The following is an 18,269-nucleotide window of genomic DNA, read 5'->3' as shown; positions in this document are numbered from 1 at the left end:
ATCGCGCGCCAACAACGGGAAAAAAAATGACCAGTCCTCGCCTCAACGCAGTCACGTGTTCAAGTCCGATGGGCTTGCATCGCATGGCGTATTGCGAATGGGGCGCTGTTGACAATCCTCGGGTTGTGCTTTGCGTACATGGTTTGACTCGAAGCGGACGTGATTTTGATGCCTTGGCGGCTGAACTATCCAAAGAGTATCGAGTCATTTGCCCAGATGTAGCTGGCAGGGGATTATCTGATCGCTTGTTGAACCCCTCGCTTTATGCGGTGGGGCAATATGTGGCTGATATGGTCAGCCTATTAAATAAAGTCCAGCCCAAACAACTTAACTGGGTTGGCACCTCAATGGGCGGTTTGATTGGCATGGCCTATGTGGGGGCCATCGAAGCCTCACGTGTCTCGCAATCTAAGCAAAGGGTAGGCCCGGCAGCCAATTCCCTTGTCCCAGAGTCTAACTATCTTGTGAATAAGCTAGTTTTGAATGACGTAGGGCCTCATATCGAGCCCGAGTCTCTTGCTCGTATCGGTGAATACGTGGGCGCTCAGGTCGCTTTGTCGAGTTTCAACGAAGCCGTTAATTACCTTAAAATCGTTTCGCAATCTTTTGGTCCTCACACTGACGAGCAATGGCAAGCGCTTGCCCGTCACTATTTTGTCGAAGACAGTGGGCACTGGATCAAGCACTATGATTTGGATATTGCCATTCCCTTTAAGTCAATGACGCCGGCATTGGTCGCGCAAGGTGAAATGATGCTGTGGTCGTCCTACGCCTCACACAAACGCCCTGTGCTGATTACACGAGGCGCCGAGTCAGATTTGCTATCTGGCACCACTTTGTCGAAAATGTTGTCAATTAACCCTTTGGCTCGCGCTGCAGAGTTTGCAGGTGTGGGGCATGCCCCCACGTTGATGCAGACCGATCAAATTGCGGTAATAACAGAGTTTCTACATGATTAACGACGACCTCATTCGCGCCGATTTGCATTGTCACTCGACTGTCTCTGACGGCAGTCTGGCTCCGGCTGTTGTGGCAAGACGTGCTGCAGACCGTGGTGTCACCCTCTGGTCCTTGACCGATCATGATGAATTAGGCGGTCAAGTTATTGCCCGTCAGACGGCAGAAGCTTTGGGGATGACGTATCTGAGCGGTGTTGAGATTTCTGTGACTTGGGCCAACCAGACCGTTCATATCGTGGGTCTGGGGGTTGATATCGAGAACGTGGATTTAATTCAAGGGCTCGAGCGCACGCGTCATGGCCGTTCGGCTCGGGCTCGTGCGATGAGTGATAAATTGGCGCACCTAGGCATGCCAGGTGCTTTTGATGGCTCATTGCCCTTTGTCGGCAACCCAGAGCTCATTAGCCGTACTCATTTTGCTCGGTATCTGGCGCAGGCCTATCCTGAAAAATTTAAAGATGTGCAGGCCGTGTTTAACCAATATCTTCACGACGGTGGCCCGGCCTACGTTCCCATGCATTGGGCCAAGCTTGAAGATGCGGTCGGTTGGATTAATGGTGCTGGGGGGGTCGCGGTGATTGCTCATCCTGGTCGCTACCGCTACGACGAGACGCAATTCGATGGTTTATTCAACAGCTTTAAAGAGGCGGGCGGGCTTGGTATCGAGGTCGTAACTGGAAGTCACACCCCCGCCCAATATACCGAGTTCGCAGCAGTTGCCAGAAACTACGGCTTTCTCGCGTCTTGCGGATCAGATTTCCATAGCCCACAGGAGAGCCAGCATGATCTGGGTAGCTTACCAGCGCTTCCCGCTGACCTCACGCCGGTGTGGCAACATCTCGCAGTTTGATTAAAGTCTGACATGAACAAAGCATTTGTAAAAGAAACATCGCAAGATGAGGATGAAGACATCCCGGTTGGTTTAACGCTGCCCGCAGGAACAAAAAACTACCTGACTCCCGGGGGGTATGCTGCGATGCGTAATGAGTTGCAGCATCTGATGAATGAAGAGCGTCCTGCCATGGTGCAGGTTGTCTCTTGGGCTGCCTCTAACGGCGATCGATCCGAAAACGGTGATTACCTGTACGGTAAAAAACGCCTGCGAGAAATTGATCGGCGCATGCGTTTTTTAACGAAACGACTCGGAATCGCCGAGGTCGTTGATCCTGCGCTGCAGACGAATCGTGATCAAGTGTTCTTTGGCGCAACGGTGCATTATGTAGACAAGGCAGGTCAAACGTATCGCGTCACGATTGTGGGTGTTGATGAGGCAGAACCACTCAACGGCAAGATCAGCTGGATCTCGCCCGTTGCGCGGGCATTGAACAAGGCAAAAGAAGGCGATACCGTGATCTTACGAACCCCTGCGGGGATCGATGAGCTCGATATCCTTGAGATTACTTATCCCGCGTAAATTACGCTTGAAAGGCAATGCGAGACTGCGTTTGAAGCACCGCTGAAACGCGCACTCGGATATTGCTTTGTTAGCTATCTTCGTTTTGCAGTAAGGCTGCGTGTCCCAGTCGACTATCAGGCCAATCAAAAGCAAAGCCTGTCGATAATAGACGGGCATTCGATAATCTCTTACTGCCCACCGATAAAGGGGCGGGCCCCATCGCAGGCACAGGGCCACCCACCATGAGTGCAATGGCTTCATAAAGCACACGCATCGGTAAAGGGGTGCTGTCGGTCACCAGGTAAAGCTTTTGAGGTTCCGACATGCCCATGATGTGTGCGACTGCTCTAGCTGCGTCATCGATATGGATACGATTAACCCAATGCTGGTTGGATGGCGGTGCAGTGACTAAACCTGCTCTGAGACGATTAATGAGAAATTGTCGGCCCGGCCCGTAGATCCCAGAAAGCCTCAGACTGACCGTGCTGGCGATATCTGTTTGTGCTGCCAGCCAAGTTTCGGCTTCAAGCATGATGCGACCATTAAACGATTGTGGTGTGCTGATGGTCATTTCATCGACTAAGCTACCTTCGTGGTCCTCATACACAGCGGTAGACGAGATAAAGATAACTTGCTTAAGTTGCTTGGTTTTACAGGCTGTGATGATGTTTTCTAAACCGTTTAAATAGATAGCGCGGTATGAAGCTTCGTTTCGGCCATCAGCAGAGGCGGCGTAAATAATGTGCGTAACCCCAGACGGGATCTGATCTAGCGTCTCTATCTTAGTCAGATCTGCTTCAATCCAGTGAATGTGAGCTTGTACTGGATCAGGCAACGTCTCTTCGGAGATCGCTGGTATTTGGCGACGCAGCGCCCACACCTCGGTTCCCGTATGCATAAGCAGAAGCCTTGCGATGCGCAAGCCCAGATCACCACACCCAGCAATCAAAACTTTTTGAGTTGACATCTTTTCTGCTCGGTTCAAACGTGAGCCTCGTGCCCGGGTGGGTTGACGGGTTGTGTCAGAAAACGTGCAGTCAATTCTTCCAAGCCAAGGCGGTCGAGCAACGCTTGCAAACGCTTGGCCGCCTGTTGATTGTGCGAACCTTTACGCGTCGCAATGATCAGTTCGTTTTTCATCGAGTGCTCCCATCCCACTAATTCAGTTACCGTCACTTGATAGCCATTTGCTTCAAGCTGTAAACAGCGCAGCGCATTCGTCACGTGGCTACCGAATTCGCGGGTATGGATAGGATGTCGCCAAATTTCAGCTAATGGGTCTTTGAGTTGCCGCGCTTTGTGCTTTTTGAGTACCGAGGCGACCTCTGCCTGACAGCAGGGCACGAGAACCATGTGGTCGGCCTGTTTTTCCAAGCCAAAACGGATCGCATCGTCTGTTGCTGTATTGCAAGCATGTAAGGCTGTGACTAGTTCAATTTTTGGCGGCAATAACGCCGAGGTAATTGACTCAGCTGCAGACAAATTCAAAAACCGCATTTGTTTAAATCCCAGGTTTTTCGCGAGCCCCTCAGAGCTTGCCACCAATTCTGGTCTGGTTTCAATCCCCACCATCGTTGCATTGAGTGCGTGATGTCGCAGAAACAGATCGGTCAGAATAAATCCCAGATACGATTTGCCTGCGCCGTGGTCGACGACTGTAAAGGTGTCACGAGAGGATGCCAGTTCTTGTAATAAGGGTTCGATGAACTGGTAAAGATGATTGACTTGCTTGAGTTTGCGCCGACTATCCTGATTGAGTTTACCGTCGCGGGTCAGAATGTGTAGCGCTTTCAGCAGTTCAATTGATTGGTCAGGACGGATTTCTGTATTGCTCATGGCTTAGCGCTCGTCTAAAAGCGAATAATATTGCATTCACGGTCAACTCAGGGGCAAATATTGCTGCTTTGCCAGTCGAAGCGTAATCAACTCCTGTCACGGAAAGCAAAAGTATGTCTGATGTCATTGCCTTGATTTTTGATTTTGACGATACCCTGGCGCCTGACAGCACGTCTGGCTTTCTCGAGTCAATTGGCGTAGACACGCAACAGTTCTGGTCGGGTAGGGTCGATCCTCTGCTCAATCAGGATTGGGATCCAGTGCCGGCTTATTTGCACGAGATGATTGAATTGTCTAAATCTCGAGCGGCAAGCTCTGGTGGTGCTGAGGCCATTAAGCAGGCGGATCTTGTCAACTGGGGGCAGCGTTTACCCCTTCATGTCGGCGTTGCTACGCTCTTTACTCGTTTGCGCGAGCAGGTACGTAAAAGGCATCCACAAGTGCAGCTTGAGTTCTATCTGATTTCAAGCGGAATTGGCGATGTGGTTCGTAACACACCGATTGCCAAAGAGTTCACCGATATCTGGGCATCTGAGTTTATTTACGATGAAACGGGCGGGATCAGCTTCCCAAGGCGGATTGTGAGCTTTACTGATAAAACTCGCTATTTGTTCCATATTCAAAAGGGTATTGTCGGGCCAGCCTATGTCGGCAAGCCCTTTGAAGTGAATCGTAAAGTAGCCGAGGATCGCTTGAGAGTCCCTTTTGATCAAATGGTTTTTGTCGGCGATGGCTATACAGACATTCCGTGCTTTTCAGTCGTTAAGCGAGGGGGCGGTTATGCCTTTGGGGTCTGGGATCCCAAGCATCGCGACAAGCGCAGTCGAGCATGGGGATTTATTGAAGATGGCAGGGTATCGAACTTGAATCAAGCGCGCTATGACGAAGATGCAGAGCTGTATCAATGGCTTGAAGAGGCATTGACAAGCCTTGCTAGTCGGGTGGCCTTGAAGTCGCGACAATATCGTGGATAGTCAGCTCGTAGCGAGTCCTTATCCCTTGTTGGGGCGTTCTGGTCAATGATTGCTTCGGTTGACGAACACTATATGGGTTTAGCGCTCAGGCAAGCCAAACAGGCCGAGTTGAGCGGTGAGGTGCCAGTTGGCGCCATTGTCGTTAACGAAGTGGGTGAGGTCATTGGCGAAGGGTTCAATCAGACGATCACCACGCATGACCCGACTGCGCACGCAGAAGTCGTGGCGCTAAGAAATGCGGCATTGACGCTGCAAAATTATCGGCTGACTGGAGCCTCTTTATATGTGACCCTCGAGCCCTGTGCAATGTGCATGGGCGCCATCATGCATGCGCGTATTAAACGGGTGGTATTTGGCGCGCGAGACGCTAAAACAGGTGTCTGCGGCAGTGTGATTGACCTGCCCGCCGAGCCTAGGCTCAACCATCACGCTGAAGTAATTGGTGGCATCATGAGTCAAATTTGTGGTGAAACACTAACAGATTTTTTTCAACGAAAGCGTCAAAAAAATTAAGCTTTTTGTCACACCGATATGTCCTATGATACGGTCGACTTCGAATTGATTGAACACGAGAAAATAACTTCATGACTGAATACGCAACGCCAGACGCTCACGGCATTTATGTCATTTCGCCATCAAGCGCTATAGCAGATCCAAAGACGCTTGAGCGTGCTTCAGTTCGGCTCACTAAGCTAGGTTATAAAGTGGCCATTGATCGTCAGGCGCTGGCGGTGAATCAGCGTTTTGCTGGCACTGATGCGCAGCGCTTAAGTGCTTTTTCCCGAGCGATAAAACAAAAGCTACCGATCGTGATGGCAAGTCGCGGTGGTTACGGATTAACCCGCTTATTGCCTCAGCTTGATTTCAAAGCGATTGCTGACTCAGGCAAACGTTTTATCGGACAGAGTGACTTCACCGCTTTCAATCTTGCTTTACTGGCTAAGACAGGGGCAGTGAGCTATGTAGGCCCAACAGCCTGTGCTGACTTTGGAGCAAACAAACTAGACCTCTTAACAGCAGAGGTCTTTGGCGAGGCAATGCGCGGTGAGCTTGAAATCCTGAGTTTTGAGACCAGGGATGCCGATTCTATCGATTGCCGTGGCACCTTATGGGGCGGTAATCTTGCGACTTTGTGCACGCTAATCGGCACACCTTACATGCCTAAGATCAGTGGCGGAATATTGTTCGTCGAAGACGTTAACGAGCATCCTTATCGCGTTGAGCGCATGCTCAATCAGCTCTATCAGGCTGGGATTCTTGGCAAACAGAAAGCGCTGATTTTGGGGCAGTTTACCGACTATCGGCTGGCCCCGCATGATCAAGGCTATGACTTACCAGCGGTCATCAAATACGTGAGAAAAACCTATGGGATTCCTGTGATCACAGGCTTACCCTTTGGTCACACGCCGATGAAAGTAACACTTCCGGTTGGGGCGAAAGTAGGGCTCGCGACTGAACGAGGCCTGGTCCATTTGGTGCTGGATGAACATGAACACTGAACCGGTGCACTAAGGACACCGCTCTGACTACCTAGTGCCCACCGCCCAAATAGGCTGCCTTCACTGCCGGATCGTTCTTAAGGCTCTCTGCAGCGCCTTGGGCACTGATACGACCATTCTCGAGTACGTAACCATAGTCAGCAACGTTTAATGCCGCAGCGGCGAACTGTTCGACCAGCAGCATGGTCATGCCTTCGCTTTTTAGGCGAGAAATAATGCGAAACACTTCATCCACCAGGATCGGTGCCAAACCCATCGAAGGCTCGTCAAGCAAAATCACCTCTGGATTAAGCATGATGGCGCGAGCCATAGCAAGCATTTGCTGCTCACCACCTGACAACGTACCAGCAAGTTGATTGCGACGCTCTTTTAGGCGAGGGAAGAGGTCCATGGCCCTATCCAGGTCATGCTTGACATCGCCCTTGGGGCGACTGCCTGTCAGACGGGGGAAGGCACCCAGCAAAAGATTGTCTGTCACCGACATCGTTGAAAACACCCGGCGGCCCTCAGGTGAGTGGGCTAATCCCAGCTTAGCAATTTTGTACGATTCAAAGCCAGCTATTTTTTTACCATCCAGTTCGATGTCGCCTGCAGTCGGTTTAATCATGCCAGTAATGGCACGCATCGTGGTGGTTTTGCCAGCACCATTCGAGCCAATCAAGGTGATCACTTGGCCTTTGGGTACTTCAATCGTGATGCCATGCAAGACTTTGACTTTGCCATAGCCTGCTTCGAGATTTTTGATAGATAGCATATGAATTCCTTGTCTGTGCGCTTACGCTTTAGGTCGCTTGTCCGCCCAGATAGGCTTCGATGACTTTTTCGTTGGATTGAACCTCTGCAGGCTTCCCTTCAGCGATCTTTTGGCCGAAGTCCAAAACTGAAACGGTGTCGCAAGCGGCTGAGACGACGTCCATATGATGTTCGATCAAAATAATCGTGATGCCGTGCTCGCGGATCTTCTGAATGATTGCCAGTAAATCTTTGATATCGGGTGCTGTGAGACCCGCGGCAGGTTCGTCAAGTAGCAATAAGGTCGGATCGAGCGCGAGCGCTCGTGCGATTTCTAGCACACGTTGTTTGCCGTAGGGCAGGTTGCGTGCTTCCTCATTGGCCTCCGCTGCCAAGCCAACAAAGTCAAGCAGTCCCAGCGCACGTACACGTGCGTCAGATTCTTCATTCGTGTATTTGGGTAGATGCAGAGCGACGTCCAGCAAGCTCGAGTCAAAGGTGTGGTGCAAGCCAACCAGTATGTTTTCAAGGGCAGTCATCTCACCAAACAACTGTACGTTTTGAAACGTCCTTGCAATGCCTGATAGAGCAATTTCAGAGGAAGTTTTGCCCACCACGCTATTACTCGCGTAGACCACATCACCTGCGGTTGGGACATAGATGCCTGTCAATACGTTCATCATGGTGCTCTTACCTGACCCATTCGGGCCGATCAAGCCGTGTATGGTGCCACGCTCGACCGTCAGGTCAACGTTATTCAAGGCTTTCAAACCACCGAATTGCATCAAGATTGATTGGACAGAGAGCAAGGGCCCGGACTGCACACGTTGCTGGGCAGCACTGATCACATCTTTGTCAGAATGCACGACTGTATCGGCAACTAAAGTGTGTTCGTGCACCGATTGCTTACCCATCACGGCAGCGTAGTAGTTGCGTACAAAGCCAACAATGCCATCTTGAAGGTAATACACGACCAGCAAAATCATGCAACCAAAAATCGTCAAACGCCAGTCGGTAATGTTTTTGAGGAAAAACGAGAATACTGTTAACCCTATCGTACCGATCACGGGAACCAACAGTTTTTTGATGGTCGTTAATCCTTTGACTAATGATAAGCCTGACAAGAGCACCATCAAGACCGATAGCACCACCATCACTTGTCGAAAGAGTACAACGTCATCCAGCAATTTAGGCAAAAGGACGATGATTGCTGCGCCTAGAATTGATCCAATGCGCGACTTGCGACCACCCATAATCACGGCGAGCAAGAACAGGATGCTCAGCTCGATCACGTAGGTATTGGGCGAGATGTATTGCTCTGAATAGGCATACAAATTACCGGCTAAACCCGCAAAACCGGCACTGATTACAAAGGCGTAGACTTTGTAACGGTAAACAGAGACACCCATGCAATCGCAGGCAATCGGGCTATCGCGCAAGGCTTCAAAGGCACGTCCCAGGTGAGACTTCAACGTCCGGTGCGCAACGAGTAAAGCGATAAGCATCAGTGCGGCAACGATCCAGAAGTACTCGCGCTCTGTGACGACATAGGATCCAAGACTTGGCTTGGTTAATTTGATCCCAACTGGGCCTTCGGTCAAAAAACTCATCTCGTTAATCAAAATTTGAATGATCGTACCGAATGCCAGCGTGACCATGGCAAGATAAGGGCCGATGACTTTCAGGGCGGGCAATGCCAGCAAACCACCAAAAGCTGCGGTCACCGCAATCGACAGAGGTACGGTCAACACAAATGGCAAGTGCAGTTTAAAAAACAAAATCCCAGCTGTATAAGCACCGATGCCAAACAGACCCGCATGGCCCAGAGAAACTTGCCCCGTGTAACCCACAACAATATCCAAGCCAAAGAGCAAAATGCTGTAAATCAGGATACGTTCAATCATGTGTACGTAATAGGGATTGGGCACAAGCAAGGGGAAAGCAAACAACAGCGCGATCGCTGCGACTAACAGTAGTGTTTTTAGTTTCATTTTGTTACACCTTCTTGATGGCTGTTTTGCCAAAAAGACCAGACGGCTTCATCGCAAGAACCAATAACAACAACACGAGACCCGGCACATCTTTATACCCAGTGGATAGGTAAAAGCCAGTGACGGTCTCAGCGATCCCCAGAATCAGGCCACCGACAACAATACCCATGCCACTGGATAACCCACCGATAATGGCGACAGCGAAAGCTTTTAAACCTAAGGACGCGCCCATGGTCGCACCCGTTAGTGTCAGGGGCGAAACCAATACCCCGGCAAAAGAGGCAGTCAAGGAAGACAAAGCATAAGAAAAAGTGATGACCAGGCCCGTGTTGATGCCCATCAAACCTGCAGCGTCTCGATCATTGGATGTGGCAACGACTGCTTTACCGTAAATACTTTTGCGGTTGAACAATTCAACGAGCAGCATCATCGTGAAAGCACCGCCAATCACGACGAGTTCCATGGGTAAGACGTTGGCTCCCAAAACTTTAATCGGCTCGTCGTCCATGGGTGAGGGGAAAGGCAGGTCATCTCTACCCCAGACGTTCTCGGCGACATTTTTGAAGATGATTCCCAGTGCGATCGTTGACATGATCCAGCCAAACTCGGACTTGATCCTGATTGCCGGTCTGACGCCTAAAAATTCGACAAACGAGCCCTGCAACGCACCAAACAGACAGACAATGGGGATCATCAACCAGTAATTAATTTCGAAAGTGTCGCAGAGCGTCAAGCCAACCAGTGATCCCAACATTAACGCCTCGCCTTGACCAAAATTCAGCGTGCCTGAGGTGGCGAAAGTCAGTTGATAGCCGAATGCGATTAACGCATAGATCATCCCGTAAGAGATACCGCTATAAACAAGTTGTAAAAGGTTTTCCATGAGTCGTTCTCAACGAGGCGATAAGTGAGGCCAATAGGCCTATTCAGGCACTGAATAAATTTCGTACTACAAAAAAAACCGCCGCACAACTTGCGCGGCGTTTTTCATATTTCGCTGGTATGGCTTAAGGGTTTTTGACGCGTACTGGGTTAGCTTTTGCGTCTGCTTCGCTTGCGTAAGTCACACGGCCTTCTTTCACTTCGCCCATGAGCGGGATGTTGGCAGTGATGGCTTCGTGGTCCGTTTTGGTGAAGGGTTTGTTGTACACCGTTACAACGCCATTCACAGGTGTAGAGAGATTTTCGAGAGCCTCTTTGATTTTCACACCGTCTGTGCCGCCTGCTTGCTTGATCGCGGCAGCGAGCAAGTAAATCGAGTCATAGCCTTGAGCGGCCGACACTGGTGAGTCGATCCGACCTTTTTTAGGTTTGAACTCTTTCAGGTAGTCGTCGATGAAGGCTTTACGGGTTGGGGTGTTGGGATCTTGAATAAAAGTCTGTGGCATCGTCGCCCCATTACCGTTTTTACCAGCTGTATCGATAAAGTTAGCCATCGACAGGGTCCAGCTGCCGATCATTGGTTTTTTCCAGCCAATCTTTGCCATGCTGTTCGCAATTGATGCAAGCTCAGGGCCAATTGCATAGGTCAAAATCACTTCTGCACCGGCTTCTTTTGCTTTGAGCAATTGAGCTGTCATGTCAGTGTCTTTGATGTTGAATTTTTCGCTCGCTACAGGCGCCACCCCTTTGGCTTCCAGTGCTGCGGTCAAATCTTTCCGGCCCAAGTCACCATAGGCCGTCGAGTCAGCCAGGATTGCCACTTTCTTGAAACCGCGACGAGTCACAGCTTCTTCAACAATCATGGGAGCCTGAATCACATCAGGTGCCGCGTTACGAAAAACAAAGTTATCTGGTTCTTTATCAAACTGATGGGTCACCAGCGTGCCAGTTGCAACGTTATTAATAACCGGGATCTTGGCTTCCTGAAAGAAGCGCTGTGATGCCAAGGCAACCCCAGTATTGATATAGCCGACGGCTGCGACAACTTTTGTGTTGTTGATGAATTCTTGAGCGATTTCTACACCACGCTCGTTCTTGGCTTCGTCATCCCGCAGCACGAGTTCAATTTTTTTGCCAAGCACGCCGCCAGCGGCGTTGATTTGGTTGGCTGCGAGGGTAACGCCGTCACGCATACTGACGCCCATCGAAGATGAGCCGCCAGTGAAGGGGCCGATTACACCAATTTTGATCGTATCCTGGGCGAAGGCTGCGCCTGTCAACAGGCAAGCGGCAGCAACGGTTAATAATTTGTGTTGTAGTTTCATCAAGAAATCTCCTTAGTCTTTGCTCTCGAGCAGAAGTAAGCAGATTTTAGCGAAAACCTCTAATGTTGCAGTTGAGTTTCACTAGGGGTTTTCACGGTAAAAGCCTTAGTATTTTTTATCCTTTCCTGTTTGATGCAATGAATAGCTTAGTTTCGGTGATTACAACGCCGGATAACAGCAGGATACCGACTAAATTAGGGAAGGCCATTAGCCCATTGAAGATGTCTGATAATGCCCAGACGATATCAAGGGAGGCGACGGCGCCGAGCATCACAAAAGCTGTATATATCGTTCGATAAGGCTTGACGGCAGCTGTCCCGAAAAGGTACTGCGTGCATTTTTCGCCGTAGTAACTCCAGCCCAGAATGGTCGAGAAAGAGAAAAACACCAGACCAATCGTGACAACCCAACCACCGGGACCAGGCAACATTTGTTCGAAGGTTTGAGTGGTAAGTGCGGCACCGGTTAGCCCGCCTTGACCCGTGTATAAGCCACCTATCACCAGCGCCAAGCCAGTGATTGAGCAAACAACAATGGTGTCGATAAAAGTACCGGTCATGGATACCAAGGCCTGTTTTGCTGGCACATCCGTCTTAGCTGCTGCGGCTGCAATCGGTGCCGTGCCTAAACCCGCTTCGTTCGAAAAGAGTCCCCTCGCTACGCCAAAGCGGATGACCGTGCCTAGCGCGCCACCAGCAACGGCTTGACCGGTGAACGCATCTTGAAAAATCAGCCCCAGAGCGGGTAGTACCTGTTGATAGTGGGTCAATATGATGCCCAAGCCACCTAAGACGTAGAAGACGGCCATGAATGGCACGATCACCGAGGCCACCTTGCCGATCGATCTGATACCCCCAATCAGCACCAAAGCTGTCATGGCAGTTAGCACGACTCCAGTAAGCCAGCCCGGGATGCCAAAACTGCTTTGTATGGACTCCGCGACGGAGTTCGATTGCACTGAAGAGCCAGTCCCCAACGACGCGATCATTCCAAAAAACGCAAAGAGCATGGCGAGCCACTTCATGTTCAGGCCCTTTTCGATGTAATACATCGGCCCACCAGACATATTGCCCAGTTCGTCCCTCACGCGATACTTCACGGCAAGTAGACCCTCGGCGTACTTGGTAGCCATGCCTACCAGTGCCGTCATCCACATCCAGAAAATAGCCCCGGGACCGCCCATGACGACAGCGGTTGCAACCCCAGCAATATTGCCGGTCCCGATGGTGCCCGCCAGGGCCGTCATTAAGGCTTGAAATTGCGAGATATCACCCGGCGACGATTGGTCTTGCTTACGGCTAAATGCCATGCGTAATGCATAAGGTAATAAGGAAAATTGTAGAAACCCGAGTCTGACGGTCAGGTAAGCGCCTGTTCCAACCAACAAAATAATCATCGTGGGACCCCAGATATATCCACCCAGGGTATGAAAAAAATGCAATGTTGTTTCCAATGTCGTGCTCCTCTATGTCTGAAATACGGCTTTGCTTTTTGTTGCAAAGCCGCTGCGGATCATAGGTGCGTCAATCAGACTGTCGCACAGTTGTTACACTGAAAACTTATATTGCTAGATGTAACCAAAGTATTTACTCAATCGGTCCCCCGTGATAACAGCATCCAATCTCACCATACAGTTCGGCCCCAAGCCTCTATTCGAAAATGTCAATGTCAAATTTGGCGAAGGAAATCGTTACGGCCTTATTGGGGCGAACGGATCCGGCAAGTCGACTTTGATGAAAATCATCGGCGGCGACCTTGATTCAACCGCAGGCAACGTTTCACTGGAACCTGGACTTCGCCTTGGTAAATTACGGCAAGATCAGTTTGCCTTCGAAGACGTGAGAGTGCTCGATGTCGTACTAATGGGGCACACGGAAATGTGGGAAGCAATGTCGGCTCGTGATGCCATCTACGCAAACCCAGAGGCGACTGACGACGATTACATGCGTGCGGCTGATCTCGAGGCCAAGTTCGCTGAGTACGATGGCTATACCGCTGAGGCAAGGGCTGGCGAGTTGTTGTTAGGTCTGGACTTCCCGGTCGAGCAACATCAGTTGCCGATGCGTGAGATTGCCCCGGGATGGAAACTGCGCGTCTTGCTTGCCCAGGCGTTGTTCTCAGCACCTGATGTCATGTTGCTTGACGAACCAACCAATAATCTGGATATCAATACCATTCGCTGGTTAGAAGATGTGCTGAACGCGTATCAAAGCACCATGATCATCATTAGCCATGACCGACATTTCTTGAATCAAGTGTGTTCACACATGGCTGATCTCGATTTCGGTGAGTTGCGTTTATATCCGGGTAATTACGACGAGTACATGCTCGCATCGACTCAAGCGCGCGAACGGGTGCAGTCATCGAACGCTAAGGCGAAAGAGCGGGTTGTTGAGCTTCAGGACTTCGTGCGGCGATTTTCTGCGAATAAATCTAAAGCGCGCCAGGCAACTTCGCGGTTGAAGCAGATTGACCGGATTAAGGCCGCTCAAATCGAAGTTAAACCTTCATCACGCCAAAACCCTTTTATCCGTTTTGAGCAAAATAAACCGCTGCACCGACTCGCTGTAACAATTGAACACATACAAAAAGCTTACGACACACCGGTTATTAAACCTTTCTCGTCCATGATTGAAGCGGGTGACAAGATTGCGATCATCGGCGCCAACGGCGTGGGTAAGACGACATTACTCAGGATGTTGGCTGGCGATCTTGCGCCAGATCGCGGCACACTCAAATGGTCAGAGAATGCTGATATTGGTTACATGGCGCAGGATGTATCCGATCTGTTCACACAAACCGATATCAATCTGTTTGACTGGATGACGTATTACCGTCAACAAGGTGACGATGATCAGTCAATTCGCTCTATCTTGGGGCGTCTGCTGTTTTCAGCCGATGATTTACCTAAAGCACCTAAGGTGTTATCTGGTGGCGAAAAGAATCGCATGACTTTTGGTCGTTTGATGCTCGGACGCCATAATGTTTTGCTGATGGATGAGCCAACCAATCATCTGGATATGGAATCCATCGAATCTTTGCAATTCGCACTCGAAAAATTCGCCGGTACGTTATTTTTTGTGTCGCATGACCGCGAGTTTGTGTCTGGCCTGGCCACACGTATTTGGGAAATCCAACCAGATGGTGAGGTGGTTGACTATCGTGGTCCTTACGAAGAGTACTTAGTATCCAAGGGCATTGAGAGCTAACTATTACAATCCCAACATGATTATTCTGGGATTTGAAAGCTCGTGCGATGAGACCGGCGTTGCGGCAGTTTGCACCGAACGTGGTTTGTTAGCGCACGCACTGCACACGCAAGTTGCGATGCATGCTGCTTACGGCGGGGTTGTGCCAGAGTTAGCCTCCCGTGACCACATACGCCGTATCGTCCCGTTGACCCGTACCGTCTTGAAACAAGCTGGCATTGATTTGCATCAAGTGGGTGCAATTGCCTATACCGCTGGTCCTGGGTTGGCAGGTGCTCTATTGGTCGGCGCAAGTGCTGCCGTTGCGATGGCGTGGTCGCTCGACCTGCCAACTATACCGGTCCATCACCTGGAAGGGCACCTGTTATCGCCCCGTATGGCGGACCCCTGTCCAGACTTTCCCTTTGTTGCTTTACTCGTTTCGGGCGGGCACACGCAATTGATGCGCGTAGATGGTGTCGCGCGGTACACCCTGCTGGGTGAGACGCTTGATGATGCGGCTGGCGAAGCATTCGATAAAACCGCGAAATTGCTCGGCTTGGGCTACCCCGGTGGTCCCGCCCTGGCGCAGTTGGCGACACAGGGTGATGCCAGCAAAATTAGTTTGCCCAGGCCTATGCTGCATAGCCAGGACTTGGACTTTAGTTTCAGTGGCTTGAAAACAGCTGTGATGACTCGGCTCAAAGAAGCGACGGCTAAATTAACGGAAACCGCGTTGATCGATGCAGAGCTTGCGGCTGACTCCCCTGCAAAATCGATGGTTTTGGCAGCTGATCTCGCCGCTGCAACGCAGAGCGCCATTGTTGAAGTCCTTGTTGCTAAATCGGTCTCCGCGCTGAAGCAAACAGGTCTGAGGCGCTTGGTGGTAGCTGGAGGCGTGGGCGCCAATAGCGATTTGCGGCGACAGCTGGCCAAGAAGCTCGAACGCCTTCAGGCAGAGGTGTTTTTCCCGCCGCTAGAATTATGTACCGATAATGGCGCGATGATTGCGTTTGCTGCGGCAGAGCGAGTCAAGCACGGTCTGGTCGATTTGAATAACCCACGTGATTATTCGTTTAACGTCACACCACGCTGGGATTTAGCTTCAATTTGATAATCATTGGCCCTAGACAGGTAAAAGCAGTGCTCAGCTCTTTTTGCCTAATTTGGGCTCGAGCCCTTTGATCAGCCGCCCTATATTCGCTCGGTGCCGGTAGAGTAGCAGTGCACCGATGACCGCGATAACGACCGCTAGTTCATCGTGAGTGGGCCACAAGCTGTCGTGGCCACCGAGCACATAGAATACCGGGGCTAAGATTGCGGCAGAGATTGCGCCTAGAGACGAGAATCTCGATAGCAACACCACAACAATCCAAACAATGACTAAACCGAGGGCCAGAAGGGGGGCGATGGCTGCGACCACCCCTAGCGCTGTCGCAACGCCCTTGCCACCTTTAAATGATAAGAATACTGGGTACAGGTGGCCGAGGAAGACGGCTAATGCGACCCAGGCCAAACCCGTTACGTCCAGACCTGCACGCATGGCGAACCACATTGCCAGCCAACCTTTTAAGGCATCCCCCAGTAAAGTCAAGGCAGCAGCGGGTTTGTTTCCGGAGCGTAATACGTTGGTGGCGCCTGGGTTACCAGATCCATAAGAACGGGGATCCTTCAGACCCATGGCCTTACTGACCACCACCGCAAAGGGGATCGATCCGAGCAAATAAGCCAGCACGACTGCTTGCAAAATAAATAAAAAACTGTCAGGTGCCAGCATAAATTCGGTTCAGTCGGATGATTAAGATGAGCTGTATTCTAGCTTGTGTTCAATTGCAAGCTAAAGTCCGCATTTTCTCTGGGACGCAAGGGTACAATCAGCCAAAGCGGCTACAAAATGGCGCGTAAAACTCTCATGCTTGGCTTATTGATTAGATGCACATATTAATTTCGAACGATGACGGTTATACAGCCCCAGGTCTTGAGGTACTCGCTGCATCGTTGAGCAAATTTGCAGATGTGACGGTGTTTGCGCCCGAGGTCAATCACAGTGGTGCCTCCAATTCGCTTACCCTAAACCGGCCCTTGATGGTAAAAGAGGCGGCAAATGGTTTTGTGTACGTCAATGGCACGCCTTCAGATTGTGTTCACGTTGCGCTGACCGGTGTGCTCAAACAGAGACCCGATCTGGTCGTTTCAGGCATCAACAATGGTGCAAATATGGGCGACGATACCCTCTACTCAGGTACGGTTGCTGCCGCGACTGAAGCCTATCTATTTGGGATTCCAGCTATTGCTTTTTCGTTAACCGGACGCGCTTGGTTTGGGTTGGATCAGGCGGCAGAAATCGCTGTCCAGATCGTCAAGCAACAGATTGCCCAGCCAATTCAAGCGCCAGTCTTATTGAACGTTAACATCCCCAGTTTGGCGGGGGGGCAAATCAAAGGCACGAAAGTAACGCGGCTGGGTAAGCGTCACCCATCGCAACCAGTGATGGCGGCACAGACTCCGTATGGCGAGCCTGTTTATTGGATAGGGCCGGCAGGTGAGGCTGTCGATGCAAGCGAGGGAACTGATTTTGCAGCCATAGCAGACGGCTACGTGTCTATTACTCCTTTGCGACTTGATCTGACCCATTACGATCAATTGCCCTCTCTATCCGCTTGGGCGCAGTCCCTATGATGAGCAAGCGATCGTGCTTACTGATGGCGGCTCGAGACACTCGATCCGGGGCCTCCAAGGGTTTGCAGGGTATTACTCCGACCAACAGTAACACCAAGATTTCAGCTTCACGCTTGCCGTCTAAGGTGAATACGACTGTTGTCACGGGGGCACCCAGTAACCTCGGGTTGAACTCAGAGCGTCTGCGTGAAGCAATGGTCAAACGGCTAAGAGTGCAGGGCATTACCAATGAATATGTCCTGGCGGCAATGCAGAAAGTACCTCGTCACGTGTTTGTTGATGAGGCTTTGGCGAGCAGAGCTTATGACGACGCAGCCTTGCCGATTGGCTACGGTCAGACCATCTCACAACCCTGGGTTGTGGCACGAATGATTGCTGCTGTTTGCGAACAGAGCAGCCCTAAGCGAGTACTTGAGGTCGGTACGGGTTGTGGCTACCAGGCAGCGGTGATGGCGCAGTTGTTTCCGCAGGTCTATTCTATCGAACGGATACGGGCGTTGTACGATATTGCCAAAGAGAAATTGCGCGATCTAAAACTCACTAAAATTAGGCTCACCCATGCCGACGGTATGGATGGTTGGGCGGTATCGGCACCGTTTGATGCGATTATCGTTGCTGCAGCGGGTGTCAAGATACCTAACGCACTTTTGTTACAGTTAGCCGAAAGCGGAGTGCTGATTGCACCTGAAGGCGGGACATCGCAAAAGCTGGTAAAAATTACTCGAACTGGTCAAGACAGTTTTGAACGGGTCGAACTCGAAGCAGTCAGGTTTGTGCCTTTGCGTGCCGGAGTGCAACCGTGATCAAA

At 50.8% G+C, this 18,269-nt stretch carries 18 protein-coding genes; 10 read left to right on the top strand and 8 right to left on the bottom strand.

Annotated elements, in window-relative coordinates; translation table 11 throughout:
- The first annotated feature begins 26 nt into the window (after positions 1-26).
- The 3 genes from BCM14_RS02370 to greB are packed head-to-tail and all read left to right on the top strand — an operon-like array spanning position 27 to position 2,373.
- Positions 27-959 carry an alpha/beta fold hydrolase gene (locus BCM14_RS02370; protein WP_106226398.1) on the top strand — a complete coding sequence of 311 codons (933 nt, stop codon included), beginning with the start codon at positions 27-29 and terminating at the stop codon, positions 957-959.
- A complete protein-coding gene (locus BCM14_RS02365) occupies positions 952-1,809 on the top strand; it encodes a PHP domain-containing protein (RefSeq protein ID WP_106226397.1) in 858 nt (285 codons plus the stop codon). Before BCM14_RS02370 ends, BCM14_RS02365 begins: the two co-directional genes overlap by 8 nt.
- Before the next feature lie 12 nt (positions 1,810-1,821).
- The gene (gene greB / locus BCM14_RS02360) at positions 1,822-2,373 is read left to right on the top strand and encodes a transcription elongation factor GreB (protein WP_106226396.1); all 552 of its coding nucleotides are present in this window, start codon (positions 1,822-1,824) and stop codon (positions 2,371-2,373) included.
- A 70-nt stretch (positions 2,374-2,443) separates the two neighbouring features.
- Here greB and BCM14_RS02355 read toward each other — a convergent pair whose 3' ends face one another.
- Both BCM14_RS02355 and BCM14_RS02350 read right to left on the bottom strand, forming a co-directional pair.
- The gene (locus tag BCM14_RS02355; protein WP_106226395.1) at positions 2,444-3,322 is read right to left on the bottom strand and encodes an NAD-dependent epimerase/dehydratase family protein; all 879 of its coding nucleotides are present in this window, start codon (positions 3,320-3,322) and stop codon (positions 2,444-2,446) included.
- A 14-nt stretch (positions 3,323-3,336) separates the two neighbouring features.
- The gene (locus tag BCM14_RS02350; protein WP_106226394.1) at positions 3,337-4,191 is read right to left on the bottom strand and encodes a class I SAM-dependent methyltransferase; all 855 of its coding nucleotides are present in this window, start codon (positions 4,189-4,191) and stop codon (positions 3,337-3,339) included.
- A gap of 113 nt (positions 4,192-4,304) precedes the next feature.
- Here BCM14_RS02350 and BCM14_RS02345 point away from each other — a divergent pair, with 113 nt between their 5' ends.
- The 3 genes from BCM14_RS02345 to BCM14_RS02335 all read left to right on the top strand — a co-directional run bounded on the left by BCM14_RS02345 (position 4,305) and on the right by BCM14_RS02335 (position 6,664).
- A complete protein-coding gene (locus BCM14_RS02345) occupies positions 4,305-5,165 on the top strand; it encodes an HAD family hydrolase (RefSeq protein WP_106226393.1) in 861 nt (286 codons plus the stop codon).
- A 45-nt stretch (positions 5,166-5,210) separates the two neighbouring features.
- Positions 5,211-5,678 carry a tRNA adenosine(34) deaminase TadA gene (tadA, locus tag BCM14_RS02340; protein WP_106226392.1) on the top strand — a complete coding sequence of 156 codons (468 nt, stop codon included), beginning with the start codon at positions 5,211-5,213 and terminating at the stop codon, positions 5,676-5,678.
- A 71-nt stretch (positions 5,679-5,749) separates the two neighbouring features.
- Positions 5,750-6,664, top strand: coding sequence for an LD-carboxypeptidase (locus BCM14_RS02335; RefSeq protein ID WP_106226391.1), 915 nt, complete (start codon positions 5,750-5,752; stop codon positions 6,662-6,664).
- Positions 6,665-6,695: 31 nt separating this feature from the next.
- On the opposite strand, the gene BCM14_RS02330 is transcribed toward BCM14_RS02335, so the two are convergent.
- From BCM14_RS02330 to BCM14_RS02310, 5 genes are all read right to left on the bottom strand, one after another.
- Positions 6,696-7,418 carry an ABC transporter ATP-binding protein gene (locus tag BCM14_RS02330; RefSeq protein WP_106226390.1) on the bottom strand — a complete coding sequence of 241 codons (723 nt, stop codon included), beginning with the start codon at positions 7,416-7,418 and terminating at the stop codon, positions 6,696-6,698.
- 28 nt (positions 7,419-7,446) lie between these two features.
- Positions 7,447-9,387: a branched-chain amino acid ABC transporter ATP-binding protein/permease gene (locus BCM14_RS02325; RefSeq protein ID WP_106226389.1), complete on the bottom strand. Its 1,941-nt coding sequence runs from the start codon at positions 9,385-9,387 to the stop codon at positions 7,447-7,449.
- Between the two features lie 4 nt (positions 9,388-9,391).
- A complete protein-coding gene (locus tag BCM14_RS02320) occupies positions 9,392-10,270 on the bottom strand; it encodes a branched-chain amino acid ABC transporter permease (protein ID WP_106226388.1) in 879 nt (292 codons plus the stop codon).
- Positions 10,271-10,394: 124 nt separating this feature from the next.
- On the bottom strand, positions 10,395-11,594 hold the full coding sequence (locus BCM14_RS02315) for an ABC transporter substrate-binding protein (protein WP_106226387.1): 1,200 nt from the start codon (positions 11,592-11,594) through the stop codon (positions 10,395-10,397).
- 115 nt (positions 11,595-11,709) lie between these two features.
- On the bottom strand, positions 11,710-13,047 hold the full coding sequence (locus BCM14_RS02310) for an alanine/glycine:cation symporter family protein (protein WP_259673382.1): 1,338 nt from the start codon (positions 13,045-13,047) through the stop codon (positions 11,710-11,712).
- A 151-nt stretch (positions 13,048-13,198) separates the two neighbouring features.
- Here BCM14_RS02310 and BCM14_RS02305 point away from each other — a divergent pair, with 151 nt between their 5' ends.
- The gene (locus tag BCM14_RS02305; RefSeq protein ID WP_106226385.1) at positions 13,199-14,803 is read left to right on the top strand and encodes an ABC-F family ATPase; all 1,605 of its coding nucleotides are present in this window, start codon (positions 13,199-13,201) and stop codon (positions 14,801-14,803) included.
- A gap of 16 nt (positions 14,804-14,819) precedes the next feature.
- A complete protein-coding gene (tsaD, locus tag BCM14_RS02300; RefSeq protein WP_106226384.1) occupies positions 14,820-15,896 on the top strand; it encodes a tRNA (adenosine(37)-N6)-threonylcarbamoyltransferase complex transferase subunit TsaD in 1,077 nt (358 codons plus the stop codon).
- Positions 15,897-15,929: 33 nt separating this feature from the next.
- On the opposite strand, the gene plsY is transcribed toward tsaD, so the two are convergent.
- Positions 15,930-16,559, bottom strand: coding sequence for a glycerol-3-phosphate 1-O-acyltransferase PlsY (gene plsY, locus BCM14_RS02295; protein ID WP_106226383.1), 630 nt, complete (start codon positions 16,557-16,559; stop codon positions 15,930-15,932).
- 155 nt (positions 16,560-16,714) lie between these two features.
- Here plsY and surE point away from each other — a divergent pair, with 155 nt between their 5' ends.
- Together surE and BCM14_RS02285 are read left to right on the top strand one after the other, a co-directional pair.
- Positions 16,715-17,461: a 5'/3'-nucleotidase SurE gene (gene surE, locus BCM14_RS02290; protein WP_106226382.1), complete on the top strand. Its 747-nt coding sequence runs from the start codon at positions 16,715-16,717 to the stop codon at positions 17,459-17,461.
- 23 nt (positions 17,462-17,484) lie between these two features.
- Positions 17,485-18,264, top strand: a complete 780-nt coding sequence (locus BCM14_RS02285) for a protein-L-isoaspartate(D-aspartate) O-methyltransferase (RefSeq protein WP_106226998.1) — start codon at positions 17,485-17,487, stop codon at positions 18,262-18,264.
- The last annotated feature ends 5 nt before the right edge of the window (positions 18,265-18,269 follow it).

It is taken from the genome of Jezberella montanilacus (assembly GCF_003003055.1).
In the GTDB taxonomy this organism is placed as follows: Bacteria; Pseudomonadota; Gammaproteobacteria; order Burkholderiales; family Burkholderiaceae_B; genus Zwartia; species Zwartia montanilacus.
Note: the sequence above shows the minus strand (reverse complement) of the source record. Positions and strands in the feature narration are given on the sequence as shown.